Raw genomic sequence first — 24,086 nt, 5'->3', positions numbered from 1 at the left:
CGAAGGGGATACACCTGTTCCCATACCGAACACAGAAGTTAAGCCCTTCAGCGCTGATGGTACTGAGGTGGAGACGCCTTGGGAGAGTAGGTCGTTGCTGGATATCCAAAAGGACTCAAGAGCAAAACTGCTTTTGAGTTTTTTCTCATTTTTAGGGAAAAAATGTCGCATAGATATAGTGATGTAAAAAGTATAATGCACAATATGATGTATATTGCTTATAAAAAATAGACAAAATTATGTAATTTTTTATAAAATAGGACAAAATAACTAAAAAAATGATGAAGGAAAAACCAGGCGGGTATAGAATAAAATACTTATAAACTTTGAGGAGAGGGACTGATTGCCATATGCTGATTAAGATAATGTTTCTAATAACCATTTGTATACCCGTTGGATATCTTCAAGTTTATTTACTAAAAGATGCCGTAAAGGATCTGAAATCAGCTAGAAAGACCAAAAAGCCGGCAGAAATATCTTACGACAGAGAGGATTATTTTGAAAAGAAATATCTGCGGCTGGTGAAATAGCTCATAGGATAAAATAGACCACTTTGTTTGGGAATTCTTAAAAGTTATCATATTATGAATGAATACATAAAAAATGCTTTTCTTTTGTAAGGAAGCATTTTTCTATTTTTTTCTTTCATTTCATTTATTGATAAAGGAATGCCCAAGTGATATGATAATACTTGAACTATAAACCGGAAAGCCAATCTAGAAAGAAGGAGTTTACAGATGGCACCTATGATTAAACAAACAATACAGCAGAAAAAACTTTCTTTTTGGAAACTGTTGTTTATGATTTTCAGCGCTACCTTTGTCATGAATATGGCAATTAAAGTATTTACTGCGATCAGCCCTGAGATGGGTACCATAGGGGGTATTGGGGCGCTTCTCTTATCCAGTGTAGCATGTATGCGTATTATCTATAAACATATTGCCTATTATAACTACAAACTGATTGATGATGATTTGATTATGGAAAGAGTTTTCGGTAGAGCCAACCACCTGTTTCTTAGCTTGAAATTAAGTGAGCTGGAACGATTCTATCCCTATAAGGAACTAGATGGCAAAAATGAAAAGGGCGATAGAAGGCTGTACAAATTTGTAACAGGAAACAATCACGACCGCTGGTATGTAGGAGACTTTACCCGAAGCGGGGATAGATATCGCTTTATTATTGAACCCAATGAAGTATTGTTAAGAGCTATACTATCTGCTTATATAAAAGAGCAATAGCGGGAAAATCCATGTGCTGAAATGACATAGACATGATATTTTTCTACATATCGTATATTTTGTCACTTGATGCAGCTATATATTGTATTTAACAACAAAGTTATGCAAAAAAAATACATGAAAAAAAGTATAACATGACATGCTTTGCAGGAATAAAATAATAGGGAAGGGGCAATAATCTTGGAAAAATATAAAGGCTGGTGAGTAGGGTGAGGCATAGGAATATAGAATGTTTTATGTGTTCTCAAAACACCTCAAGACATATGAAAATACTTGGCGAGTACATATGTGAGGCCTGTGAAAAAGAAATTGTCAATCTAGAGATAGAAGATAAAAGATATGAATATTATAATATAATGATGAAAAAAATATGGAAGAAGTTTTTAACGGCTATGTGAACAATAGGGAGCCATTAGCTGCAGGGGCTAATGGCTTTGTATATTTTTGGCAAGTAGGGTTTGTTGACAAAGGAATGAGAAATTAAAGGAGAACGGGATGGTTGTATAGAATTTAATAAAAGTAGAGGTGATAAAATGGATCAGCCAATTATATTAGATCGATTATTAAAGCATGGAAAAAAGGATATGGTATCATTCCATGTACCAGGACATAAAAATGGCAAGATCTATGAGCGATATAATTATAAAAATTTTACAGGGCAATGGTTATCCTTGGATGTTACGGAAATACCAGGAATGGATAATTTACATGCACCGGAGGATATGATAAAAGAAGCCCAAGAAAGAGCCGCAAAGTTTTATAGGGCAGACCATACGTTCTTTCTGGTAGACGGAACTTCCTGCGGAATTATTGCTATGTTAATGGCCGTAGCCAATCCGGGAGACAAGATAATTGTGCCCAGGGACTGCCACAAATCTGTGCTCCATGGTCTGATCCTGGGAAATCTAATCCCGGCTTATATTCAACCGGAAGTTTGTTCGGACACAGGAATTCCCATGGGCATATTGCCGGAAACGGTGGAAAGGGCATTCAAGGAACATCCGGAGGCAAAGGCCCTAGTGATTACCTATCCCAATTATTATGGTATATGTTCAGATGTTCAGGAGATTGCCAAGATCGTTCATAAATATGATAAAATATTATTAGTAGACGAGGCCCACGGAGCCCATTTGAATTTAAGTGAGGCTTTGCCTGTACCTGCAATAGAAGCAGGGGCAGATATTGCAGTGCAGAGTACCCATAAAACTTTGCCGGCCTTTACCCAAGCTTCTATGCTTCATGTGAAGTCTCGAAAGGTAAATGTGGATCGACTGAAAATGATGCTTGCCATGCACCAAAGCACAAGCCCGTCTTATTTGTTGATGGCTTCTTTGGATATGGCACGAACGATTGTCGAGGGAGAAGGTAAATTTTTGATGGACCAATTACTAGGGCATGTTGAACATTTTAAAAAACAGATTGCAGCTATAGGGAAGATAAAAATTTTGGATCAAGGGCTTGTGGGAAAATTGGGCGTTAAGGCTGTGGATGCAACAAAACTGGTTATCGATATGACAGAATTGGGAATCAGCGGGACATTGTTAGAGGAACTTCTCAGAACAAAATATCATATTCAAGTAGAAATGGCCAATATGAGTGCAATAGTAGCTGTATCAACGATTGGCAACGATCGAAGAGATTTTGAAAGATTTATCCATGCACTTATGGGAATAAAGGACGGGAAGGGTATTGCCCATCGGCATATAGAAGTACCCCTCTATTCGTATCGCATTCCTCCCATGAGATTGACGCCAAGGCAGTCCATTTATATGGAGAAAGTAGCCGTAGATTTTACAAATAGTTCAGGCAAAATTAGTGGTGAGTATTTGATTCCATATCCTCCAGGAATACCCCTCTTATGTCCTGGAGAAGAAATTACGGAAGAAGTTATACAATATGTACAACTGTTAAAAAGGAATGGGGTACAGATAATAGGAATAGAAGATAAAGAATTGCAGAAAATCAAAATTATTGAATTTTGACATAGAAGAAAGAGGTGCTGCATGAGAGGTTTATTTATTACAATGGAAGGACCTGACGGCTCAGGAAAGACGACACAAATGAAGAAAACAGCAGAATACTTTATAGATCAAGGATATGAAGTACTTTTGACGCGGGAGCCCGGCGGGACCCTTATTGGAGAAAAAATTAGAGAAATTATATTGGATAAAAAGCATGTAGAAATGGATAGTATAACGGAAACCCTCTTGTATGCAGCCTCTAGGGCACAGCATGTGGCGGAAGTGATAAGGCCTGCGATCGAAGAGGGAAAGATAGTGATCTGTGACCGCTTTGTTGACTCCAGCCTTGTTTATCAAGGATTTGGAAGAAACCTGGGATTAGAATTGGTGGAAGAAATTAATAAGGCGGCAGTACAAGGAATCATGCCGGATATTACCTTTTTATTCAAATTGTCTCCCCATATTGGTATCCAGCGAAAGCTATGCCAAGGAAACGGGGACCGCTTGGAGCAGGAAAAATTGGATTTTCATGATAGGGTTTTTGAAGGGTATATGGCGTTGGAAAAAAGATATCCCCAGCGGATTAAGGGCATTGATGCCAGCGGTTCCATCGAAGAAATACATGGAGAGATCGTCCAGTATATTGAAGTATTGTTAAAGCATAGGGGTTCAATATAGAAAGGAGAGGGAAAATGAAACTGATTATTGCTATTATCCATGATGAAGATGCTCATAATCTGATTGAGCAGCTAATGGATCAAAATTACAGGGTAACAAAGCTGGCTTCCACAGGGGGATTTTTGAAGTCAGGGAACACAACTCTTTTGATTGGCGTAGAAAAGGAAAAGGTGGATGCAGTTATAGAAATTATAAGAAATACCTGTGAAAGCAGAAAGGAAATTGCACCTGCACCGACACCCATGATGGGTGGGACAGGAGTGTTTATGACTTATCCCATTGAGGTACAGGTTGGAGGAGCCACTGTATTTGTATTGGATGTGGATCGATTTGAGAAAGTTTAAAATATGCTAGCGTATATGGAATTGGTTGAAAAAACTCAAAACCCAAAAGCATGTGGAGGAAATAAATGGGATTTCATGAGATTATAGGTCAAGATAAAATTGTTCAGCATCTAAAATCAGCAATTCTATACAACAGGATTGCCCATGCATATATATTTGACGGGCCGGAAGGCATAGGGAAAAAGATGACTGCCTTGGCTTTTGCCAAGGCGGTTGTATGCAAGCAAGGACAAGGGGATGCTTGCCATATCTGTCCTTCCTGCATAAAATTTCAGAGAAATAATCATCCGGATATTCGGGTAATTGAACCGGAGGGGAACAGCATCAAAAATAAGCAGATTGAAGATTTTCAGCAAGATATTTTGATAAAACCCTACGAAAGCAATAAAAAGGTATATATCGTGAAAGATGCCCATGATATGACGGTCAGTGCACAAAACCGAATTTTAAAAACGCTGGAGGAACCCCCGGCCTATGCAGTTATTGTTTTTACTACAACCAATGCCAACAGCCTTTTGCCTACGATACGATCCCGTTGCCAAATTTTAAAGTTTCATCGAATAGGGCAACCCCGTATTGAAGCATTTCTCATGAGAAAATATGGAATGGAGGAGGGGGAGGCTCGGGTATTTTCTGCCTTTTCCGATGGTATTGTCGGCAAGGCAATGAAGTTAAAAGAATCGGAAGTATTCAAGGTACGAAGGGAAGAAACCATTGACATCATCGATGCAGTATTGGAAAGAGAGGTCGTGGAGATTTTTCAACTCATAGATTTTTTTGAAAAGTACAAGGAGGATATCGATGAAATTCTGGATTTTATGCTGGTATGGTTTAGAGATATGTTGATGCTGAAAGAAACAGGAACAGATATGGTTTTAATCAATCTTGACAAAAGAAATATATTGCAAAAGCATCTTTATCGTATAGGATATGAAAAAACAAGTCATATTATTGAAATAATAGAAAAAACAAAAAGAGATTTAAAAGCAAATGTAAATTTTCAGTTGGCAATGGAGATGCTGCTTTTAAATATACGGGAGGTATGATATGGTTGTTGTCGTTGGTGTAAGATTTAAAAAGGCGGGCAAAATTTATTATTTTGATCCCGATGGCATTGAAATACAAAAAGGACAGAATGTTATCGTTGAAACTTCAAGGGGTGTTGAATTTGGGGAGGTTGTAGTAGGGCCTAAGGAGATCAGTGAAGAAGATATTATTTATCCCCTAAAGAAAGTATTGCGGGTTGCTGCCTTTGAGGATGAAATTCAGCATCGCCAAAATATGGAGAAGGAGAAAGAAGCTTTTGCTATTTGCTTGGAAAAGATTGCTCAGCACCAACTGGATATGAAACTGATTGATGTGGAATATACCTTTGATAATAATAAGGTAATATTTTATTTTACAGCCGATGGCAGGGTAGACTTTAGGGAACTGGTGAAGGATTTGGCAGCTATTTTTAAAACCAGAATCGAGTTGAGACAGATTGGTGTACGGGATGAAGCCAAAATGATCGGGGGCATTGGACCTTGTGGCCGATCACTGTGCTGTGCGACTTGGCTGGGAGATTTTGAACCCGTATCTATAAAAATGGCCAAAGAACAGAGCCTGTCCCTAAATCCTACAAAAATATCGGGGATATGCAGCCGCTTGATGTGCTGTTTAAAATATGAGCATGAAATGTATCAAAAACTGCGGGAAAATTTACCGGAGATAGGAGAAAAAGTTATGACGCCTGAGGGAATGGGAATTGTTATAGAAAACAACGTGCTCTTGGAATGCGTCAAGGTCAGAATGATTTTAGAGGAAGGCAAGGATGGCAAAGAAGATAAACTCAGTGATGAAGTATTGGTATATGATAAGCATGCAGTACGGCGAACAGGCTGCGGCCCCTGCTGTTGCCGAAAGAAGAAAGAGGAAGAAGAAGTTCTTGATGAAGAAATCATGAATTTAGAGGATTAAATCTTTTTGAAGCTTGCAGCAAATTGTTATAAAGTTCCGGGAAAAAGGAAATACTTAAGTAGGTAATAGTTACTTTGGAATGGAGGTGAACAAAGAATGGCCTATGTTATTACCGATGCATGTATCAGTTGTGGGGCATGTGAACCGGAATGTCCGGTGAATGTAATTAGTGCAGGAGAGGATAAATATGTAATTGATGCGGACGGGTGTATTGAATGTGGTGCCTGTGCCAATGTATGTCCTGTGGATGCACCGATCCCAGAATAGTTGTATATTTATTTCAGAAAGAACCCCTATTTCATGTTTTAGGGGTCTTTTTTTGTTTTATATGTAGTATAATGGATGTATATACAGAAATATAGATGGAGAGGGGGCGTTTCCAGTGGATTCTGGCCAGATTTCAGCGGCCATCGTATTTATACAGGGAGTGGCATCCTTTGCTACACCATGTGTTCTTCCATTGCTTCCAGTTTATTTAAGCTATCTGGCGGGCACATCGGTGGAACAGATCGGAAACAACCGAAAACTATATAGAAATACTGTATGGAATGCCTTTGGATTTGTATTGGGGCTATCTTTGGTTTTTATTGTGCTAGGAGCTACAGCCAGTGCTTTGGGCAGATTTATGTATACCCATGGAGAAGCGATTCGAAAGATCAGCGGGCTGATCGTGATTATTTTTGGATTGCATCATGCAGGAATCATACATATTCCGTTTTTAGAGCGGGAAAAAAGAATGGAATGGCAGGATACTTCACCAAAATTTATGAACTCCCTTCTTTTGGGGACAACCTTTAGTTTTGGATGGACCCCTTGTGTCGGGCCCATATTAGCCTCGGTGCTGATGATGGCAGGCAATGAAAAAACTGTGCTGGCTGGAGTAAAGCTGTTGGCTGTTTATTCTCTAGGATTAGGGATTCCGTTTATTCTTACAGCCGTGGCTTTCCGTTCTATTATCCATCATCTTAGGGCTGTATACAAATATTTTTCTGTGATAAAAATGGTCAGTGGTTTTCTGCTGGTGATCATGGGTATATTGATATACACCAACTATTTATATAAGCTGTCGGCAATTTTATCATAATCAAAGGAGGAGGCTCCATGAACAGGAAAAATGTTTTCATAATTATAGGTATCTTGCTGTTAGGTTTGATCGGAAGCTCCCTCTTTTTTGGATGGTTTACTCCAAAGCAAGAGGAAGAAGATAAAGGAAAAATTGTTATTGAACCGCCCCAAGGAAACGGACAGGAATCTCCAAAGCCTCAACCGGGTCAGGATCAGGGAAAGAGCGATGATGCCAATAAAGAAGAAAATAAGGGTGAAGGTGTATTCCCAGGGGATAAGGCCTATGATTTTACACTGATGGACCGGGAAGGAAATGAAATTGACTTATCCGATTTAAAAGGAAAGGTAGTGTTCATTAACTTTTGGACTACGTGGTGCAAATTCTGTCTTGCGGAAATGCCACAGATACAGGAAGTCTATGAAATGTACAAAGATAAAAATGTAGCTTTGCTGGCTGTAAATGTTTTGGCTGCGGAAAAACCGGGCACACAGGTTGGTGATGTGAATCAATTTATTGACGAAAGGGGTTACAGTTTCCCTGTCCTGTATGATGTGGATGGTACAGTATCTGTAAAATACCGGGTCAGAGCTTTCCCCACCACCTATATCCTCAATAAAGAAGGGATGATCGTAGAAGTGGTAACAGGTGCCATGGACAAGAATACCATGATAGAAAAGATAGAAAATGCTCTCAATCGGTGAAGCGAAGAGGTACAGTTTGCTGTACCTCTCAGTCTGTAGAAAAAGCAATAGAATAAGTAAGAACCCTTGAGATTTAGGCTTCGTCGCGAATCAGCAAGCCGCTTTTTTCCTTATTTCTTTATTTAGAAAAGCGGCGCAGGTCTGAGCAGGAAGTCAAATCTCAAGGGTTTGTCTACAAGCGAAGAGGTACAGCTTGCTGTACCTCTTATATATTGCTGCAGATCGTGTTATAATAAAGGAAGAGTAAACTTGGGAGAGATGGATATGGAAGAAAGACTTGTAAAAGATGGGGAAAGGGTAGATGATCTACAGTATAAGGGTTTAAAAATAATTCAGAATCCGGAAGGATTTTGTTTTGGAGTAGATGCAGTATTGCTAAGCAATTTTTGCGAAATTAGAAAAAACTGGCGTGTTATCGACTTAGGAACCGGAACAGGGATTATTCCCATTTTATTGGCAGGAAAGACAAATGCAAAGGAAATTATAGGTGTAGAAATCCAGGAGGAAGTGGCAGAGATGGCTTCCCGCAGTGTCAAATTGAATCAGTTGGAGGGGCGGGTTCACGTTATTCATGAGGATTTCAATAAGGTGGTAGACCAGTTGGAGCCCTATTCCTTTGACGCTGTAACTTCCAACCCTCCTTATATGAATGAAGGGGGAGGACTTGTAAACCCTGAGAGTGCCAAGGCCATATCAAGACATGAAATCAAATGTACACTAGAGGATGTGATACGGGTTGCCTCAAAATTATTAAAGGATCGGGGGCATTTTTATATGGTCCATCGGCCACAGCGCTTGGTAGATATTCTCTGTCTGTGCAGACAGTATAAGCTTGAACCAAAGAAAATAAGATTTGTTCACCCCAATAGAAATAAAAAACCGAATATCCTGCTGATCCAATGTGTGAAATACGGGAGACCTGAATTAAAATTTATGGATCCTTTGTATGTATATAATGAAGATGGTACTTATACCAATGAAATCCATGAAATTTATGGAAGAGACTGGGGAAATCGTGAGGAAGTGCAATGATGAAAGAAAATAAAGGGAAATTATATATTTGTCCTACACCCATAGGAAATTTAGAAGATATTACCCTCAGGGTACTGAGGATTTTAAAAGCCGTTGACCTTATTGCGGCGGAGGATACAAGGCACTCTATCAAGCTGCTGAACCACTATGGTATTCAAAAGCCTCTCACCAGCTATCATGAACATAATAAAGATGTAAAAGGAACTTTATTGCTTGAAAAACTGAAGGCTGGGGAAGAAATTGCCTTGGTATCTGATGCAGGAATGCCAGGGATCTCAGATCCTGGAGCTGATTTAATCAAACTTTGTATTGAAAACGATATTCCATTTGAAGTATTGCCCGGAGCTACTGCCTTTACGACGGCACTGGTGGCCTCAGGACTTCCTACGATGCCATTCTCCTTTGAAGGTTTTTTAGATAGGGAGAAGAAAAATCGGAAAAGACGCTTGGAAACGCTTCAAAAAGATGATCGAACGATCATATTTTATGAAGCCCCTCATCGTCTGGTGGCATCTTTAAAGGATATGCACGCTGTTTTTGGCAATAGAAAGGCTGTTGCAGCCAAGGAATTGACAAAACTTCATGAAGAATTTATACGGGGAACCCTAGAGGATTTAATTGCTTATTTTGAGGATAAGACGCCGAAGGGAGAATTTGTCATTGTGGTGGAAGGGGTATCCCCTGAATCGTTAAAGAAATCAGAAGAGGAAAAATGGAAAGAATTTTCCATCCAAGATCATCTTCTCATGTATATCAGAGAAGGTATGGACAAAAAAGAGGCGGTGAAAAGAGTGGCGAAGGAGCGAAAAGTAGGAAAAAGAGAGGTCTATGAAGTGAGCATTCATTTGTAAAACAGATGGTGCCATCATGCATATGATAAATAAAGAGGGGCGGAGGGGATGGATATGAAATATCATAAGGACATGTTGGTGGCTGAAATTATTTATAACAATCCACTGGCACTAGAAGTGTTTGAAAAGCACGGATTGCCTTGTTCCACTTGCAATGGGGCGGCGTCAGAAAGTTTAGAGATTGCCGCCCGAGTTCATGGCTGCGATCTGGAAGAGCTATTGGAAGATTTGAATGAAACACATAAAATCCTTGCCCTTTAAGGGCAAGGATTTTATGTGTTGTGTGGAGATCCTATTATTCAGTAATTTCTTTAATACAGGAAGGACAGATATTCTTTCCTTTGAAATGCTTTACATCTTTTGCTTGGCCGCAGAAGATGCATGCTGGTTCATATTTTTTTAGAATGATATGAGCTCCGTCGACGTAGATTTCTAAAGCATCTTTTTCGCCGATGTTTAGGGTACGTCTCAATTCTATTGGAATTACAACTCTTCCGAGCTCATCAACTTTTCTTACAATACCTGTTGATTTCATATTCTTCCTCCTTTTTTACAAAATTCGACATATATTTTGTATTTAAATCGTACCAAAATTTCCAATTTAAGTCAACAAAAAAATTAATTTTTATGATGAATTTTTGCACAAAGGATAAATACATAGAATAACTAAGTATAAGTATACAGAAAAATAGAAAATTATCAAGGTATTGATTATAAGAAATTTATGATTTGCAGGATAAGTACATACTTTTGATAACGAGATTGACAGGGTATGATAAAAGGTTTAAGATGAATTAAAGACGGTATTGTGTTTTTTCAATATATCCGGGGAGTGAAAGGGATGGATGCAGTAAAAGATTGTATTGCCCAGATTCGGTCTCATACAAATTTTGACTTTTATATTGTGGGTGGGTGTATTCGTGACTTGCTGCTAAAGAGAGAAGCAAAGGATATAGATCTAGTTTTCAAAGAGGATATTTCCTCCATCGCAAAAAAGTTTGCCTGCCAGCAGGAGGGAAGTTTTTTGGTATTGAATGAGGCAAACGATGGGGCAAAGGTAACCCTGAAAGATGGGAATATGGCAATAAATTTTTCCCGGATGAAGGGAGAGAACATTGTAAAAGATTTGGCTGAGAAGAATTTTACGATGAATGCTATGGCGCTGAAGGTAGGGAAAGAAGGGGCCATTCATCCAGAAGACATCATAGATCCTTTTACCGGGAAGAAAGATATTCAGCAGAAACTGGTGAGGATGGTTTCGGAAAAAATCTTCCAAGAGGATCCCCTGCGCATGATGGGCGCCGTGCGTCTTGCAGCTCAATTCAATTTTGAAATTGAAGATTCTACTGCTGAAGCAATCAAGAAACATGCAGATTTTCTTACGACAGTACCGCCGGAGGGAATATCCCGTGAACTGTTCCAAATTTTAAAATGTAGTCGGACCCATCATTATTTTAATATAATGGATAAAAATTTAAACTTATTGAATAAGATATTTCCCGAAATAGAGCCCATGAAAGAAGTGGGGCAATGCAAGTATCACGTGGTGGATGCTTGGACCCACTCATTATACACATTAAATGTGGCCGAGGAGATTATTTATGCCAATGGGTATTTTGAAAATCATTTACGTAGGGCCTATGAGGGGCATATGGATCAAGTTCTAGCAGATACGCACACAAGGCTGCAATTGGTCAAATTGGCTGCTTTGTTTCACGATGTGGGCAAACCTGCCGCAAGGAAGGTGGATGAAACAGGGAGAGTAAGGTTTAAGGGCCATGAAACTGTGGGCATGGAGATCATGATGGGGATAGCCGATCGTTTGCAGTTGAGTGCAAAGGAAAAGCAATATTTATGCAAAATGGTAAAAGAGCATATGTGGCCGCTAACCCTGTATAAGGACAATGATGTAAGTGGCAAGGCCTTATACGACTTGTTTAAGAATTTTGGCGAGGATACCCTGGATGTACTGTTAGTCTCCTTAGCAGATATTATTGCTACAAGGAAATTACTGTACCCACAGGAAGAGATGGGAATGTATAAGATCCATATCGAGTATTTGGCCAATAACTACCTGACAAGGTTTAAAAATATCTCGGATATTTCCCATGTGTTGAACAGAAATGAAATCATGGAGCATTTCAGGATAGAAGATCAGGGACAGATAGAGCAGATGATGGAGGAAATACGGAGGGCAATTTTCTTTGGAAAAATTCCCCCTGAAAAGGAAAGGGCCATACAATACCTAAGGGAGCATGCTTTGGTTTAGTTTGTGAGTTTTCAGGCAAACCCTTGAGATTTGGCGATTCTTGCTCAGGTCTGCGCCGCTTTTCTCCAGTCACCAGCTGCCAGTTAGCGGTTAGCAGTTAAAAGCTATTAATACCTATAAGCTATCAGCTATATGTCCAGCAATTAGCTAGCAGCCATTGGTGACGAAGCCTAAATCCCAAGGGTTTATGCACATTGTATTGCTCTGTTTTTAGTCTAAAGGAGGAAGAAAAGCAATTCTTCTCCCTTTAAAACCATCTTCGCTTCCTATAAAATCCGCTGAGAAAGTCTTTGATTACCATCAAAACCTGTATGATGCCGATAATGCCGGTTAGCACGTCGGTATTTTCCGCTAGAGCTCCCGCAGCTGCTTCTGTAGTGCCAACGAAACGATCGATAGTTCCTTGTACTGCCTTCACATCGTGGGAAAGATCGCCACTGATACTTTCGATGTTTTCAGCGATGGCTGGGGCTTTATCCAAAACTTTTTTAATGTTGGCTTCATTATCTTCTACGATTTTTCGTAGAATTTTCATGGTCTCATTTAGATTTTTCAGGATGGAAATGGCATAGATAATGAGGACCAATAGTGCAGCACCCAGCAGCAAAATTCCTAAGTCCCCCAAGCGAATAGGTGTGTCTAACATATAGAATCACTCCGTTATTATTCAGATTTTTCCTTAGAAGCTGTCTTTGCTTCTTCAGGGGTTATTTCCGTACAGGCGGCAGCATCTTCCTTGGCAGTTTTGCGGAGGTTGCGGATTTTCCCTACGACTTCCCGGATCTCTTCCTTTTTGTCCTTCAAGCCTCGTTCAATGGAGGATTTTGTCTCTTCAATATTTTTTTCCATGCTATTTTTCAAATCTACGGCACCGTCGTAGATTTTTTTTTCTGGTATTCTTACCAGAGTCCGGTGCAAAAAGAATACCTGCCGTACTGCCAAGAATACCCCCGATAAGTGTACCAAGAGCTACACCTTTTGCAAGTTTTTTTTGTTGTTCTAATTTTCTTTTACGCTGCAAATCCCTTAATAATCTCATAAAAATTCTCCTTTCTATGAACAAAGTTTCTTCGGCGTCAAATAGGATATACATTTATTACCCATTTATTGTTATGCAAAACGATTTCTTATGGATTTCATGAAATAAATTCTTATATTCTTTGGAAAAAACAAATGAAAATCGTTGTAGAATCTTTTCTCTCCAGTACGTCTAAAATGGATGGGGAAAAGGATGGAAGGCCACTTAAGGAAAGATAATGCTTATTCCTCCAAGGGGCATATAAGGCTTATCTATTTTCATATACTGTCATATATAGTAAAACAACGCTAAGGTTTGGTTTATGAATTTATGAAGATAAACTTTTTATGCAGCAAATGTTTTGTTGCCAGTTACCAGTCATCAGTCACCAGTACTGGCAACTGATAACTGGCGACGAACTGCTATTCAAAAAATATAACTTTTTACAGTAAATTCAATTTTAAAGTTGTAGATCCATAGCAAATGGCAGGGAGATGGGAATATGATCAATGGAATCTGGTTCTTTATGATCATTGTGGGGATAGGCATTGCATTGATTTATGGGAAAGTAGATATTGTAAATCAAGTGGTGCTCCATCACAGCCAGGAAGCAGTCACCTTTGCCATTGGCCTAACCGGAATTATGGCCGTATGGCTAGGATTAATGAATGTGGCTGAAAAATCAGGACTAATCAAAAGCATCAGCAAAAGCATGGGGCCCTTGATCCGGCTATTATTTCCTGAGATACCTAAAAATCATCCTGCCATTAGTGCTATTGTCATGAATATGGTTGCCAATATGTTTGGAGCAGGAAATTCCGCTACAGCCTTAGGGTTAAAGGCAATGGAAGAACTTCAGCAATTGAACCCTCAGAAAGACAGGGCTACCAATGCCATGTGTATGTTTTTAGTGATCAATATGTCTTCTATTCAATTGATCCCTTTAACTGTATTAAAAATAAGAGCTGATGCAGGGTCGGCAAATCCCATGGAAATTATAGGGGCTACCCTTATTACTACTACCATGAATACGGTGATAGGTGTATTTGCCTGTAAAATCTTAGAGCGGGAGTGATGCAATGGTTATCATACTCAATATTTTATCTATAATGATTATTCCTGTATTGATTACGATGATATTAGCCCACGGTTTCATCAAAAAAATCAATATTTACGAGGCCTTTGTGGAGGGTGCAGGAGAAGGATTTAAGACAGCCGTCCGTATTATGCCCTATATGGTTGCCATTTTTTTGGCCATAGGGATATTTCGAGAGTCAGGGGCTCTGGAGGTTTTTACAAAAATTTTATCACCTATCACCAATTTGTTGGGGATTCCTCAAGAGGTGGTGCCCCTTGTGATTATGCGCCCCATATCCGGGAGTGGCGCTTTGGGAATTGTAAGGGATATTATCCACACCTATGGTGCAGATTCTTTTATAGGAAGGGCAGCATCTGTCATGATGGGTTCTGCGGAAACGATTTTCTATACCATGACGGTGTATTTTGGCGCCATTGCCATCAAAAACACGAGACATACCCTTGCAGCGGCATTGATCTCCCACTTGGCGGCTGTTATTGTTTCTGTGGTAGTGTGCAGCAGGATGTTTCCGTAAAAAGGAAAGGGCATACCTTTCAATTTTCGATGTTTTCTTTATCCCATGGAATTATGACGACAACATATATAAAAAGAGCTTGACAATTTATGTATATTTTTATAAATTAAATATATACTAAACACATGGAAAGCATCAAAAGTAATGATGGGAAGAGTAAGTATGGAGAATTCATTACAGAGAGCCAGGGTAGGTGAAAGCTGGCATGAAGGAACATACTGAAGATGGCCCCTGAACTGCATAGCTGAGGTGTATGCTAAGGTTATGCCGGTGTTGCAACCGTTATCCTTGCAAGGTGATGAATGTCACTTGCCGAGATTATTGCCGCGAGGCAATAGTGAATTAGGGTGGTAGCACGAGACAATCCTCGTCCCTATAGATATGGGAACGAGGGTTTTTTTGTTTTTGTCTTTGGCAATAATAGCTCATATTATGGTGTTTTTCAGAAAAGAGGTGATGTTGTGGGCGGGGAAAGGCAGCTGGGGATATCCTTGCGTTTTGTTTACGGGTATTTAAGGGGATTTATTGTGGTATCCATTTTTTATATTGTTGTGGCTTTGACGGTGATTTTGTTTGACCCGAAGGAATTTTCCCTGCATATAATTCAATATATCAAAACGGGGGAATATAACCAACTGAAAATTACCTTGTGGGGCCATGGATTTATGTTTTTGTTCGGTATTTATGAGTTGCTTTTATGGAAAGCTGAGCAAAAAAGAAAAAAAAGAAGGAGGAAAAAAGATGAGTAAAGGAACTTTTTACATTACCACACCAATTTATTATCCCAGCAGCAAATTGCATATCGGACATACCTATACTACGGTGGCTGCCGATGCAATGGCCAGATTTAAAAGGGCTACCGGTTATGATGTAAAGTTTTTGACGGGAACGGATGAACATGGCCAGAAGCTCCAAAGAGCAGCGGAGGAAAAAGGACTCAAGCCAAAGGAATATATTGACGGAATTGTAGAAGGTATCAAAAAGCTTTGGGAGACCATGGAAATATCCTATGATATTTTTATTCGCACAACAGATGACGATCATAAGCGAAGGGTACAGCAGATTTTTAAGAAACTTTATGAAAAGGGAGATATTTATAAAGGGGAATATGAAGGATGGTATTGTACCCCTTGTGAAGCCTTCTGGACGGAAACACAGATCGTGGAAGGCAAATGCCCTGACTGTGGCAGGCCTGTTGAATTGACAAAGGAAGAGGCGTATTTTTTCAGATTGTCAAAATATCAGGATGCTTTGCTCAAATATTTTGAAGAAAATCCTGAATTTTTAGAGCCCGTATCCAGAAAAAATGAGATGATCAACAATTTCTTAAAGCCGGGATTAGAGGATTTATGTATTTCCCGGACAAGCTTCCACTGGGGAATTCCGGTGCCGATAGATGAAAAGCATGTGATCTATGTATGGCTGGATGCCCTCTCAAATTATATTACTGCCTTGGGGTATCCTGAGGAGCAGGAGGGTGACTATAAAAAATACTGGCCTGCCGATGTACATTTGGTAGGAAAGGAAATCGTAAGGTTCCATACGATTATCTGGCCGGCCATGCTGATGGCTTTAGAGATTCCTCTACCTAAAAAGGTATTCGGCCATGGCTGGATTCTCCTAGAAGGGGGTAAGATGTCCAAATCCAAGGGCAATGTGGTAGATCCTGTGATTTTGGCAGAGCGCTATGGAGTCGATGCATTAAAATATTTTCTTTTAAGGGAATATTCCTTTGGACAGGATGGGATATTTACCAATGAAGTTCTGCTGAATCGCATTAATTCGGATCTCGCCAATGATCTTGGGAATCTTGTAAGTAGAACTGTCGCTATGATTGATAAGTATAATGGAGGAATTATCCCTGCACCGAAGGCAGAGGGTGAGTTTGACGATGATTTAAAGGCCTTGGCAATCTCCGTTTCCACAAAAGTAGAGGAGAGAATGAACAAGTTGGATTTTAGCAATGCCCTAGAAGAAATATGGAAGCTTGTGAGAAGGACAAATAAATACATCGATGAGACAGCTCCGTGGGTTCTGGCGAAGGAAGATGCCCATAAAGACCGACTGGATACAGTACTTTATAACCTAGCCGATTGCATCCGCATCATTTCCGTACTGATTCAACCTTTTATGCACTCCACCACGAGAAAGATATGGGTACAGTTGGGTATTGATCATGGACAGGGAACGGAATGGGAGGATACCTTCCAATTCGGGAAACTGCCAAGCGGCGTAAAAGTGAGCAAACAGGAGCCTCTCTTTCCAAGAATCGATATCACCAAGGAATTGGAGGCCTTGGCGCAAGCAAGCGGCATGAAGGAGGAAATACAACCTAAGGAAGAAGAAAAGTCTGTGACAATAAAACCGGAGATTACTATGGATGATTTTGTAAAGGTAGATTTGAAGGTAGGAGAAGTAGTAGAATGCAAAAAGCATCCAAAGGCAGACAAGTTGTTGATTTTGCAGGTAAAGATTGGGAGGGAGACAAGGCAAATTGTATCGGGCATTGCGAAATATTACAAGCCTGAGGAACTTGTGGGCAAGAAAGTGATCGTAGTGGCAAATCTGAAGCCTGTAAAGCTGAGGGGAGAAGAATCTTGCGGCATGATTTTGGCTGCAGAAAGCGGCGATCAATTGACCCTTTTGACAGCAGAAATTGAGAGTGGAGCCCAAGTGAGCTAAGGGATTAAAGGATTTATCTCATATTCCGCCTAACTATTTTTACCAATTTAAATAATTTTGAAAATATCTGAGCTTCAAAAAGGAGTTTTTGATTTTATCTCGAATAATTGTATTATCAAGTATTCGAGGTGAATTCTATGAATTTCAATTTTGACCAAATTCAGCCTTATTCGATAAATTCGTAATGCTTTGCTCGTATAATGCGCCCCGTTGTCAAGACACTAAAATTAAAATTTTTAAGTTATCTTGACCTCCTTCTCTACAATATGTTTTTTTGTATTCTAAGCAGCCGTATAGAGCTTATGCGGATACTCATAATCCAAGGATTGGTGGAGCCTTTCAAAATTGTAAAAATGAATGTATTCGTTAATTAGACTTCTTAATTCTCTTGGCGTACTATATTCAAAAATATAGAGTTTTTCTTGCTTTATGTTGCGAAAGAATCGCCCTGTTATTGCATTGTCTGTTGCTCGTCCCTTACTATCCATACTGATCCTAACATGGTTTTCCTTAAGTAAATCAATATATTCGTTACTAGTAAATTGACTACCTTGATCACTGTTGATAATCTCTGGTATAGCTTTTTTAAATGCTCGTTGAAGGGTCTCTATGATAAAATCAGGGAAATGGACTCAAATCTAAAACATTTGCAAAGAGGTGAGGAAATGCTATTTGATTCCCATGCCCATCTGGATGATGGACGGTTTGATAAGGATAGAGAACTGGTGCTGGAAAAGGCAAAGAAAAATGGTGTAAGCCTGATCATGAATCCAGGGGCGGATTTCAGAACTTCTGTACGAGCTGTGGAACTGGCAGCGAAGTATGATATGGTTTATGCGGCAGTGGGAGTGCATCCCCATGAAGCAAAAGACATGGATGAAATGACCCTGTTGCTTTTAAAGGAGCTTGCCCAAAAGCCCAAGGTGATGGCCATCGGGGAAATTGGGTTGGATTTTCATTATGACAATTCCCCCAGGGATGTACAACGGGAATGGTTTCGAAAACAAATTCAGCTTGCCCGGGAAGTCAATTTGCCTATGATTGTCCATGATCGGGAGGCCAATGATGAAGTCATGAGGATTCTTAAGGAAGAAAAGGCCTTTGATGTAGGAGTGGTGATGCACTGCTATTCAGGCAGTGGGGAACTGGCAAGGCAGTATATCAAGTTGGGGGCCTATATCTCTATTGCCGGGCCGGTAACTTACAACAATGCTAGGAAGACAGTAGAAGTGGTGGAGAAAACTCCCTTAGAGTATTTGCTAATAGAAACAGATAGTCCCTATCTGACTCCTGTTCCCCATCGAGGAAAGCGGAATGAACCTTCCATGGTCCGACATGTGGCAGAAAAAATTGCGGAAATTAAGGGGATTTCCTTTGAGGAAGTGGCCGAAAAAACAATGGAAAATGCAAAGAATTTCTTTCGCATCAAGTAAAAAAGCTGCAGTTGTGAGGCAGCTTTTTTATTTGTATCAATTTGCTGAGCGTATCATATGAATAGAGTATAGATAAAACAGAAAAGATTTGATGCTAGGGGAAAGCTAAAATTTCACCTTGAGATATATCCTTCTCTTATGACGGATTGGTATGTTATTGATTATGCATGGAAAATAAGAAGGAAATACAAATCGCCTTTGACAATTTCCCGGGAAATATGGCGAAATTTGATAGATATCGTAGGGGGAATAGTCCATGCTGTATACAAGAAATAGGACTTTTTCACTAACAGCAACTATGATATAATACATCTATATTTTGGAAAAGGTATGTATAGAAAATAAATTTCTCGTAAATAATATCGTGTATATCACAAAAATTTGACTTATGGAAAATTTTTGTGTAGAATACAATAGTTGCCCCGTAATAAGAAAGGGAGGTATGAAAAACCTATGGAGACAAATCGAAAGAATATTAAGATTCTTCACAAGAGAAATCTTATTATTCTTGGAATTGTGTTGGCAATAGGGCTTTTTTCTATCAGCAGTGCATTGACAAAAGAGATTATAATACAAGATGGAGATAAAAGAGTTACAGTAAAAACAGCATTTGCCAGTGTAGACAGCGTATTAAAAAAGGGAAATATTATCCTGGAGCCTCATGATCAGGTATCCCTTCCCTTAAAGGCAAAGGTAAAAGACGGAATGGTGATTTCCATCAAAAGAGCCCATCCGGTAACCATCGTGGCAGATGGCAAAGTAACCGAAGTAAAGACAGCCAATGAAAAAGTAAAGGACATCCTTGCCGAGCATCAAATAACCCTTGGGGAAAAAGATCGGGTGCAGCCCGGGCTGGATGCGAAGGTCGAAAAATATGTAACGATTACTATAGTTCGAGTAAACGAAAAAATTGTTACAGAGAAGGTAGCCATCCCCTATGAGAATATAATCAAGTACAACGATAATCTGGATAAGAGCAAGGTGAATCTTATTCAAAAGGGCAAAAACGGGGAAAAAGAAGTAAAATATCGTATTGTATTTGAGGATGGCAAACAAATATCAAAGGATGTCATTGAAGAAAAGGTAATTACGGCAGCCGTAGATGAAATTGTAGAAAAAGGAACAGCACAATATATTGCTACTTCCAGGGGTAGCGTTAGGTATAGAAAAATGCTGGTTATGTCTTCTACTGCTTATGATGCGGGTTTTGAAAGTACAGGGAAGCGGCCCGGCGATAAGTATTACGGGATTACGCGAAGCGGGACAAAAGTAAGACCTGGTGTTGTTGCTGTGGATCCTAAGGTGATTCCTCTAGGGACGAAACTATACATAAAGTCCTTAGATGGAAGACCGGATTATGGTTTTGCCGTAGCTGAAGATACAGGCGGGGCAATCAAGGGCAACAAAATTGATTTATACTTTGAGGACCCAAACGTTGTTAAAAAATACGGCAGAAGAAAAGTGCAAGTGTATATCCTAGATTAAAAGACAGGGAAATTTTTTCCCTGTTCTAGCTTGTAGACAAATCCTTGAGATTTGGCTTCCTGCTCAGACCTGCGCCGCTTTTCTAAATAAAAAAACAAGGAAAAAAGCGGCTTGCTGATTCGCGACGAAGCCTAAATCTCAAGGGTTCTTACTTATCCCGTTACTTTTTCTACAGACTGGGACAGGGAAATTTTTCCCTGTTCTTTTTCCTGTAACCATAGGAAAGGATAAACATTTTTCCATGGTTTATAGATTCTGCGTTATGGTTCAGGATAGAATCTTTTTATGAAAGTTTATGAAAATTTATGAAAGATGCCGTTTAGGTCCACAGGAAGTTTACGATAAAAGAAATATAATATAAAATAATAGGAGTTATATAAAATTTATGTGGAGGCAAGATATGATTAAGGAAGTTATTGTAGTAGAAGGAAGAGATGATGCTATAGCGGTGAAACGGGCCGTGGATGCGGAGATTATTATTACCCATGGATTTGGGATAACGGAAGAAACCATGAGAAGGATTGAATTTGCCCAGAAAAGAAAGGGTATCATTATTTTTACTGATCCTGATTATGCAGGGGAGAAGATCAGAAGGAAAATATCCGATAGGATTAAAGGATGCAAGCATGCCTTTCTGCCAAGGGAAGAAGCTATGAAAAAAGGAGATATCGGAATAGAAAATGCTTCTCCTGAGAGTATCATTGCTGCCCTTGAAAAAGTAAGAACGGAAGATAGCTCTCAAAAAGTCCTCTTTACCTATCAAGATCTGATTCGAAATGGTCTGACGGGATCCGAAGAGGCCAGTCTTAGGCGGGATCGATTGGGAAAGGAACTGGGCATTGGCTATGCAAATGCGAAACAGTTTTTAAATAGACTGAATCACTACGGTATCTCAAGGGAAGAATTTGAAGAGGCGTTGAAAAAAATATGACGAAGTAGGGGATGGCTATGGAAAAACTTGTTTCACCTAAGGTGACAAAGGAAATTGTGGAAAGATATGGATTCAAGTTCTCAAAGAGCCTGGGACAGAATTTTCTTATTGATGAAAATATATTATATAAAATTATAGACGGAGCAGAAATTTCAAAAGAGGACGGTGTGATTGAAATAGGTCCGGGCATCGGCACCCTTACCCAGGTTTTGGCAGAGAGGGCAGGCAAAGTGGTTGCTGTGGAGATTGATAAAAATCTTCTGCCCATATTGGAAGAAACATTAAGGGAAGCAGATAATGTAGAAGTAATCCATCAGGATGTATTGAAACTAGATCTGCATGGTCTTATCAGGGATAAATTTGAAGGAAAGCCTGTGAAGGTGATCGCGAATTTGCCCTATTATGTGACCACACCCATCATCATGAAATTCTTGGAAGAGAGAATACCCGTGAGCAGTATGGTTGTGATGATACAAAAAGAAGTGGCAGATCGAATGCAGGCAAAACCAGGCACCAAAGATTACGGTGCTTTATCGGTAGCCGTTCAGTACTATTGTGAGCCTCGGATGATTACCAAGGTACCCAAGTCTGTATTTATTCCACAACCAAAGGTAGAATCTACGGTTATTCAATTGAAGGTTTTGGAAAATCCCAAGGTGAAGGTGAAAGATGAGAGGTTGTTGTTTGATATTGTGAGGGCGGCCTTTGGCAAAAGAAGAAAAACCCTGCTCAATGCCCTTTCCTCCAGCAATTTGGGATTAGATAAAGAAAAGATAAAGGAGATTTTGAGCAAAAGCAATATCCAAGAGGAACGACGAGGAGAAACATTAACTATAGAAGAATTTGCCTATCTGGCTGATTGTATATTTGCATATAGAGGACAAAAATGAGCTTTGTGAAAACAAAGCTCATTTTTGCTGATTACCAAAAAAGATTTCTCGCAGTAGGGAACTATTTTACCGCTTCTACATATATTAGTATTAAATGGATAAAAGGGGGGAGTGATCCATGGACTATAACCGATATCGAAGGTATTTCATTATTTTGGACAATGAAGATGGCGGATTCAATAACAAACAAGGGAAAAATCCCAAGGGATATACCAAAATAGAGATAAAGAACGGGAAGGGAGTACTTAACCATTATGTGCAAAATCTAAAATATTTTAAGAATGCAGAATATGTATACAGAGGCTATCTTATCGGTGTGAAGGAAGACCAAGGGGTCTACGTAGATAATGGAGCTTTTCTTATTGATGAGAGCGGAAAAGGGGAATTAACCTGGCGGTTTGATCCTGCTAATGTGGATGGAAAAGGAAATAATATTGATAGTTTCCATATCATTGCCGTTGTAGCAGAAACAGCAGATGAAAATCTACGGCATGGAGAAGTGGTTGCACCTTTAGTAGGTTTTATTAACAAGGAAAAAATAGAATGGAAGCATATATTGACCAGCCGTTTTGCTAGGAAGGAAAAGACAAAAGAAGAAAAAGAACTGGATGAACAGTACGAAAAAAAATATGAAAAGATCAAAGAAATTCTAAAGGATGTACACAAGAAGGAAGAAGAAGTTGAAGAAGTTGTAGAGGGCAAAGAGATAGAACCTTACCAAGAAGAATTGGAAATCGAAATCAATATCCAAGTGGAAGAGGAAAAAGAAGAACCACCGATAGAAATAAAAGAGAAAAAGATAGAGAAAATAGAAGAACAGAATGTTCACGTGCCGGAGGAAGTGAAGCCAGTTTGTCCTGAGGAGGAGAAAGTTGTTTGTCCTGCAGAAGAGAAGCCTATATGTCCGGAGGAAAAGGAAGTCTCTGTAGAACCTGAAGGGATATGTGATCAGGATACAGCATATGATCCGATGAAATCCTGGCATTATCACAAACCATACAATTACTATAATCATCATTTTCAGATGGTATGCGACTATGTAGATAACATATTGAAATATTATAAAAAGATAGAACCCTTTGAAAAGAATATAGAAGGCTGTCAATGGTGGAGGGTAGACTATAATCAGCAGACTTTATATAGAAGTTTTCTACCTTTCTACGGGTATATCACCAATATGTATGGTTATTATCCTCATATGCGTTATATGGCAGGATGCCCGGATCTGATTTATAAATATCAGCATTATATTTTCGGGAAAAAGTGTGATGAAAAAGGGGAACCAATCTACTATTTGTATGGCATACCAGGGAGATATATGCTTCGTGAGCAACCCTATGAGGGAATGACAGGATTTGTCTATTGGCATCCGATAGAAGATAAAAGTCCCCAAAGAGGAGATTATGGATACTGGATTCTGCATATTGATGCAAAAACAGGTAATATTGTGATGCCCCTGAAACCTACTCCCCCTCCGAGATACTAAAAAAATAATGACACATCCACAAAGGGTGTGCCATTATTTTTTGAAGAAAGAAGGAATAGTCTTTCAGGAGAAGGGGTTTTTTTTATTTCTTGTTTTTGAATGTAATTTTCTAAGATGGTTGATTTTCCAAATCTTCTCAGAAAGGAGTCAATATTTTTATTGGTGCATGAATTTTCCCATACTGCCTAGAAAGGATAAAAATGGGCGCTATGCCATGTTTCTTCCATGATGCGCCTGTATTCCCCATAGAAAAACCTTTCATGTTCTTCTTCCATTTTGATGAGGGCATGAATTATTTTTTTACCTTTTTCATCCCTTACTATAGTTTTGCACAAAAGAAAGCCCTTAAAGTTCCTTAAAGTTTCACCTTAGCACTGTTATGAAGCAATAGAAAGTATAGCATCTTTTACGGACGTATTTTTCTCTACTTCTTGATCTAATGCGGT

The 24,086-nt window shown here is 39.3% G+C and carries 29 protein-coding genes, 1 rRNA gene and 1 other annotated feature; of the genes, 25 read left to right on the top strand and 5 right to left on the bottom strand.

Annotation, left to right across the window (positions count from 1 at the left end; genetic code table 11):
- From rrf to AN619_RS12770, 15 genes are all read left to right on the top strand, one after another.
- Positions 1-103, top strand: a 5S ribosomal RNA gene (gene rrf / locus AN619_RS12835); the annotation flags it as partial.
- A 247-nt stretch (positions 104-350) separates the two neighbouring features.
- The gene (locus tag AN619_RS12830) at positions 351-530 is read left to right on the top strand and encodes a hypothetical protein (protein WP_068557573.1); all 180 of its coding nucleotides are present in this window, start codon (positions 351-353) and stop codon (positions 528-530) included.
- Between the two features lie 207 nt (positions 531-737).
- Complete coding sequence (locus AN619_RS12825; protein ID WP_068557571.1) at positions 738-1,241, top strand: hypothetical protein; 504 nt, start codon at positions 738-740, stop codon at positions 1,239-1,241.
- 236 nt (positions 1,242-1,477) lie between these two features.
- Entirely contained in the window at positions 1,478-1,639 is a 162-nt protein-coding gene (locus AN619_RS16755; RefSeq protein ID WP_083525140.1) for a sigma factor G inhibitor Gin, read from the top strand.
- A 135-nt stretch (positions 1,640-1,774) separates the two neighbouring features.
- Positions 1,775-3,223, top strand: a complete 1,449-nt coding sequence (locus tag AN619_RS12820) for an aminotransferase class I/II-fold pyridoxal phosphate-dependent enzyme (protein ID WP_068557569.1) — start codon at positions 1,775-1,777, stop codon at positions 3,221-3,223.
- A 21-nt stretch (positions 3,224-3,244) separates the two neighbouring features.
- Positions 3,245-3,880 (top strand): dTMP kinase, encoded by a 636-nt coding sequence (tmk, locus tag AN619_RS12815; protein WP_068557567.1) that lies wholly within the window; start codon positions 3,245-3,247, stop codon positions 3,878-3,880.
- A gap of 14 nt (positions 3,881-3,894) precedes the next feature.
- Positions 3,895-4,224, top strand: coding sequence for a cyclic-di-AMP receptor (locus tag AN619_RS12810; RefSeq protein WP_068557565.1), 330 nt, complete (start codon positions 3,895-3,897; stop codon positions 4,222-4,224).
- A gap of 65 nt (positions 4,225-4,289) precedes the next feature.
- Entirely contained in the window at positions 4,290-5,270 is a 981-nt protein-coding gene (holB, locus tag AN619_RS12805; protein WP_068557563.1) for a DNA polymerase III subunit delta', read from the top strand.
- Between the two features lies 1 nt (position 5,271).
- The gene (locus AN619_RS12800) at positions 5,272-6,183 is read left to right on the top strand and encodes a PSP1 domain-containing protein (RefSeq protein ID WP_068557561.1); all 912 of its coding nucleotides are present in this window, start codon (positions 5,272-5,274) and stop codon (positions 6,181-6,183) included.
- Positions 6,184-6,279: 96 nt separating this feature from the next.
- Positions 6,280-6,450 carry a DUF362 domain-containing protein gene (locus AN619_RS12795; RefSeq protein ID WP_068557559.1) on the top strand — a complete coding sequence of 57 codons (171 nt, stop codon included), beginning with the start codon at positions 6,280-6,282 and terminating at the stop codon, positions 6,448-6,450.
- A 115-nt stretch (positions 6,451-6,565) separates the two neighbouring features.
- Positions 6,566-7,267: a cytochrome c biogenesis CcdA family protein gene (locus AN619_RS12790; protein ID WP_068557557.1), complete on the top strand. Its 702-nt coding sequence runs from the start codon at positions 6,566-6,568 to the stop codon at positions 7,265-7,267.
- Positions 7,268-7,284: 17 nt separating this feature from the next.
- A complete protein-coding gene (locus AN619_RS12785; RefSeq protein ID WP_068557555.1) occupies positions 7,285-7,950 on the top strand; it encodes a TlpA disulfide reductase family protein in 666 nt (221 codons plus the stop codon).
- A 264-nt stretch (positions 7,951-8,214) separates the two neighbouring features.
- Positions 8,215-8,982 (top strand): tRNA1(Val) (adenine(37)-N6)-methyltransferase, encoded by a 768-nt coding sequence (locus tag AN619_RS12780; RefSeq protein ID WP_083525141.1) that lies wholly within the window; start codon positions 8,215-8,217, stop codon positions 8,980-8,982.
- Positions 8,982-9,833, top strand: coding sequence for a 16S rRNA (cytidine(1402)-2'-O)-methyltransferase (gene rsmI, locus AN619_RS12775; RefSeq protein ID WP_330382087.1), 852 nt, complete (start codon positions 8,982-8,984; stop codon positions 9,831-9,833). The genes AN619_RS12780 and rsmI overlap by 1 nt, the downstream gene beginning before the upstream one ends.
- A gap of 54 nt (positions 9,834-9,887) precedes the next feature.
- On the top strand, positions 9,888-10,094 hold the full coding sequence (locus AN619_RS12770; protein WP_068557551.1) for a DUF1858 domain-containing protein: 207 nt from the start codon (positions 9,888-9,890) through the stop codon (positions 10,092-10,094).
- Positions 10,095-10,128: 34 nt separating this feature from the next.
- Here the strand turns inward: AN619_RS12770 and AN619_RS12765 are convergent, their stop codons facing one another.
- Positions 10,129-10,368 carry an AbrB/MazE/SpoVT family DNA-binding domain-containing protein gene (locus AN619_RS12765; protein WP_068557549.1) on the bottom strand — a complete coding sequence of 80 codons (240 nt, stop codon included), beginning with the start codon at positions 10,366-10,368 and terminating at the stop codon, positions 10,129-10,131.
- 306 nt (positions 10,369-10,674) lie between these two features.
- Between AN619_RS12765 and AN619_RS12760 the strand changes: the two genes are divergently transcribed.
- Entirely contained in the window at positions 10,675-12,102 is a 1,428-nt protein-coding gene (locus tag AN619_RS12760) for an HD domain-containing protein (protein WP_068557547.1), read from the top strand.
- Between the two features lie 247 nt (positions 12,103-12,349).
- Here AN619_RS12760 and AN619_RS12755 read toward each other — a convergent pair whose 3' ends face one another.
- Genes AN619_RS12755 through AN619_RS16750 form a run of 3 tightly spaced genes read right to left on the bottom strand, consistent with a single transcriptional unit; the run spans position 12,350 to position 13,141 of the window.
- Positions 12,350-12,748, bottom strand: a complete 399-nt coding sequence (locus AN619_RS12755; RefSeq protein WP_068557545.1) for a DUF948 domain-containing protein — start codon at positions 12,746-12,748, stop codon at positions 12,350-12,352.
- Between the two features lie 17 nt (positions 12,749-12,765).
- On the bottom strand, positions 12,766-13,044 hold the full coding sequence (locus AN619_RS12750) for a hypothetical protein (protein WP_198153312.1): 279 nt from the start codon (positions 13,042-13,044) through the stop codon (positions 12,766-12,768).
- Complete coding sequence (locus AN619_RS16750) at positions 12,953-13,141, bottom strand: YtxH domain-containing protein (protein WP_068557541.1); 189 nt, start codon at positions 13,139-13,141, stop codon at positions 12,953-12,955. The genes AN619_RS12750 and AN619_RS16750 overlap by 92 nt, the downstream gene beginning before the upstream one ends.
- Positions 13,142-13,622: 481 nt before the next feature.
- On the opposite strand from AN619_RS16750, the gene AN619_RS12740 reads away from it, so the two are divergent.
- The 4 genes from AN619_RS12740 to metG all read left to right on the top strand — a co-directional run bounded on the left by AN619_RS12740 (position 13,623) and on the right by metG (position 17,415).
- Positions 13,623-14,195, top strand: a complete 573-nt coding sequence (locus tag AN619_RS12740; protein WP_068557540.1) for a nucleoside recognition domain-containing protein — start codon at positions 13,623-13,625, stop codon at positions 14,193-14,195.
- Between the two features lie 4 nt (positions 14,196-14,199).
- Positions 14,200-14,733 (top strand): spore maturation protein, encoded by a 534-nt coding sequence (locus AN619_RS12735; protein WP_068557538.1) that lies wholly within the window; start codon positions 14,200-14,202, stop codon positions 14,731-14,733.
- A 135-nt stretch (positions 14,734-14,868) separates the two neighbouring features.
- Positions 14,869-15,111 (top strand) — a binding site (T-box leader).
- 83 nt (positions 15,112-15,194) lie between these two features.
- Positions 15,195-15,482 (top strand): hypothetical protein, encoded by a 288-nt coding sequence (locus AN619_RS12730; protein ID WP_068557535.1) that lies wholly within the window; start codon positions 15,195-15,197, stop codon positions 15,480-15,482.
- A complete protein-coding gene (gene metG / locus AN619_RS12725) occupies positions 15,475-17,415 on the top strand; it encodes a methionine--tRNA ligase (RefSeq protein WP_068557533.1) in 1,941 nt (646 codons plus the stop codon). The genes AN619_RS12730 and metG overlap by 8 nt, the downstream gene beginning before the upstream one ends.
- Before the next feature lie 281 nt (positions 17,416-17,696).
- Here metG and AN619_RS16745 read toward each other — a convergent pair whose 3' ends face one another.
- Entirely contained in the window at positions 17,697-18,026 is a 330-nt protein-coding gene (locus tag AN619_RS16745; RefSeq protein ID WP_408645621.1) for a transposase, read from the bottom strand.
- A gap of 54 nt (positions 18,027-18,080) precedes the next feature.
- Here AN619_RS16745 and AN619_RS12720 point away from each other — a divergent pair, with 54 nt between their 5' ends.
- The 5 genes from AN619_RS12720 to AN619_RS12700 all read left to right on the top strand — a co-directional run bounded on the left by AN619_RS12720 (position 18,081) and on the right by AN619_RS12700 (position 23,640).
- Positions 18,081-18,848 carry a TatD family hydrolase gene (locus AN619_RS12720; RefSeq protein ID WP_068557531.1) on the top strand — a complete coding sequence of 256 codons (768 nt, stop codon included), beginning with the start codon at positions 18,081-18,083 and terminating at the stop codon, positions 18,846-18,848.
- Between the two features lie 453 nt (positions 18,849-19,301).
- Complete coding sequence (locus AN619_RS12715; RefSeq protein ID WP_068557530.1) at positions 19,302-20,333, top strand: 3D domain-containing protein; 1,032 nt, start codon at positions 19,302-19,304, stop codon at positions 20,331-20,333.
- A gap of 400 nt (positions 20,334-20,733) precedes the next feature.
- Positions 20,734-21,264: a ribonuclease M5 gene (gene rnmV / locus AN619_RS12710; RefSeq protein WP_068557528.1), complete on the top strand. Its 531-nt coding sequence runs from the start codon at positions 20,734-20,736 to the stop codon at positions 21,262-21,264.
- Positions 21,265-21,281: 17 nt separating this feature from the next.
- Positions 21,282-22,154: a 16S rRNA (adenine(1518)-N(6)/adenine(1519)-N(6))-dimethyltransferase RsmA gene (rsmA, locus tag AN619_RS12705; RefSeq protein WP_068557526.1), complete on the top strand. Its 873-nt coding sequence runs from the start codon at positions 21,282-21,284 to the stop codon at positions 22,152-22,154.
- 118 nt (positions 22,155-22,272) lie between these two features.
- Complete coding sequence (locus AN619_RS12700; RefSeq protein WP_068557523.1) at positions 22,273-23,640, top strand: DUF7922 domain-containing protein; 1,368 nt, start codon at positions 22,273-22,275, stop codon at positions 23,638-23,640.
- Positions 23,641-24,086: the final 446 nt, after the last annotated feature.

Source organism: Thermotalea metallivorans, from assembly GCF_001562415.1.
In the GTDB taxonomy this organism is placed as follows: Bacteria; Bacillota; Clostridia; order Peptostreptococcales; family Thermotaleaceae; genus Thermotalea; species Thermotalea metallivorans.
This window is presented reverse-complemented; position numbering and strand designations above follow the sequence as displayed.

Bases quoted from the DNA above. Each gene is read 5' to 3' on its own strand.
- AN619_RS12830 (WP_068557573.1), top strand. From the start codon at position 351: ATGCTGATTAAGATAATGTTTCTAATAACCATTTGTATACCCGTTGGA.
- AN619_RS12825 (WP_068557571.1), top strand. From the start codon at position 738: ATGGCACCTATGATTAAACAAACAATACAGCAGAAAAAACTTTCTTTT.
- AN619_RS16755 (WP_083525140.1), top strand. From the start codon at position 1,478: ATGTGTTCTCAAAACACCTCAAGACATATGAAAATACTTGGCGAGTAC.
- AN619_RS12820 (WP_068557569.1), top strand. From the start codon at position 1,775: ATGGATCAGCCAATTATATTAGATCGATTATTAAAGCATGGAAAAAAG.
- tmk (WP_068557567.1), top strand. From the start codon at position 3,245: ATGAGAGGTTTATTTATTACAATGGAAGGACCTGACGGCTCAGGAAAG.
- AN619_RS12810 (WP_068557565.1), top strand. From the start codon at position 3,895: ATGAAACTGATTATTGCTATTATCCATGATGAAGATGCTCATAATCTG.
- holB (WP_068557563.1), top strand. From the start codon at position 4,290: ATGGGATTTCATGAGATTATAGGTCAAGATAAAATTGTTCAGCATCTA.
- AN619_RS12800 (WP_068557561.1), top strand. From the start codon at position 5,272: ATGGTTGTTGTCGTTGGTGTAAGATTTAAAAAGGCGGGCAAAATTTAT.
- AN619_RS12795 (WP_068557559.1), top strand. From the start codon at position 6,280: ATGGCCTATGTTATTACCGATGCATGTATCAGTTGTGGGGCATGTGAA.
- AN619_RS12785 (WP_068557555.1), top strand. From the start codon at position 7,285: ATGAACAGGAAAAATGTTTTCATAATTATAGGTATCTTGCTGTTAGGT.
- AN619_RS12780 (WP_083525141.1), top strand. From the start codon at position 8,215: ATGGAAGAAAGACTTGTAAAAGATGGGGAAAGGGTAGATGATCTACAG.
- rsmI (WP_330382087.1), top strand. From the start codon at position 8,982: ATGAAAGAAAATAAAGGGAAATTATATATTTGTCCTACACCCATAGGA.
- AN619_RS12770 (WP_068557551.1), top strand. From the start codon at position 9,888: ATGAAATATCATAAGGACATGTTGGTGGCTGAAATTATTTATAACAAT.
- AN619_RS12765 (WP_068557549.1), bottom strand. From the start codon at position 10,368: ATGAAATCAACAGGTATTGTAAGAAAAGTTGATGAGCTCGGAAGAGTT.
- AN619_RS12760 (WP_068557547.1), top strand. From the start codon at position 10,675: ATGGATGCAGTAAAAGATTGTATTGCCCAGATTCGGTCTCATACAAAT.
- AN619_RS12755 (WP_068557545.1), bottom strand. From the start codon at position 12,748: ATGTTAGACACACCTATTCGCTTGGGGGACTTAGGAATTTTGCTGCTG.
- AN619_RS16750 (WP_068557541.1), bottom strand. From the start codon at position 13,141: ATGAGATTATTAAGGGATTTGCAGCGTAAAAGAAAATTAGAACAACAA.
- AN619_RS12740 (WP_068557540.1), top strand. From the start codon at position 13,623: ATGATCAATGGAATCTGGTTCTTTATGATCATTGTGGGGATAGGCATT.
- AN619_RS12735 (WP_068557538.1), top strand. From the start codon at position 14,200: ATGGTTATCATACTCAATATTTTATCTATAATGATTATTCCTGTATTG.
- metG (WP_068557533.1), top strand. From the start codon at position 15,475: ATGAGTAAAGGAACTTTTTACATTACCACACCAATTTATTATCCCAGC.
- AN619_RS12720 (WP_068557531.1), top strand. From the start codon at position 18,081: ATGCTATTTGATTCCCATGCCCATCTGGATGATGGACGGTTTGATAAG.
- AN619_RS12715 (WP_068557530.1), top strand. From the start codon at position 19,302: ATGGAGACAAATCGAAAGAATATTAAGATTCTTCACAAGAGAAATCTT.
- rnmV (WP_068557528.1), top strand. From the start codon at position 20,734: ATGATTAAGGAAGTTATTGTAGTAGAAGGAAGAGATGATGCTATAGCG.
- rsmA (WP_068557526.1), top strand. From the start codon at position 21,282: ATGGAAAAACTTGTTTCACCTAAGGTGACAAAGGAAATTGTGGAAAGA.
- AN619_RS12700 (WP_068557523.1), top strand. From the start codon at position 22,273: ATGGACTATAACCGATATCGAAGGTATTTCATTATTTTGGACAATGAA.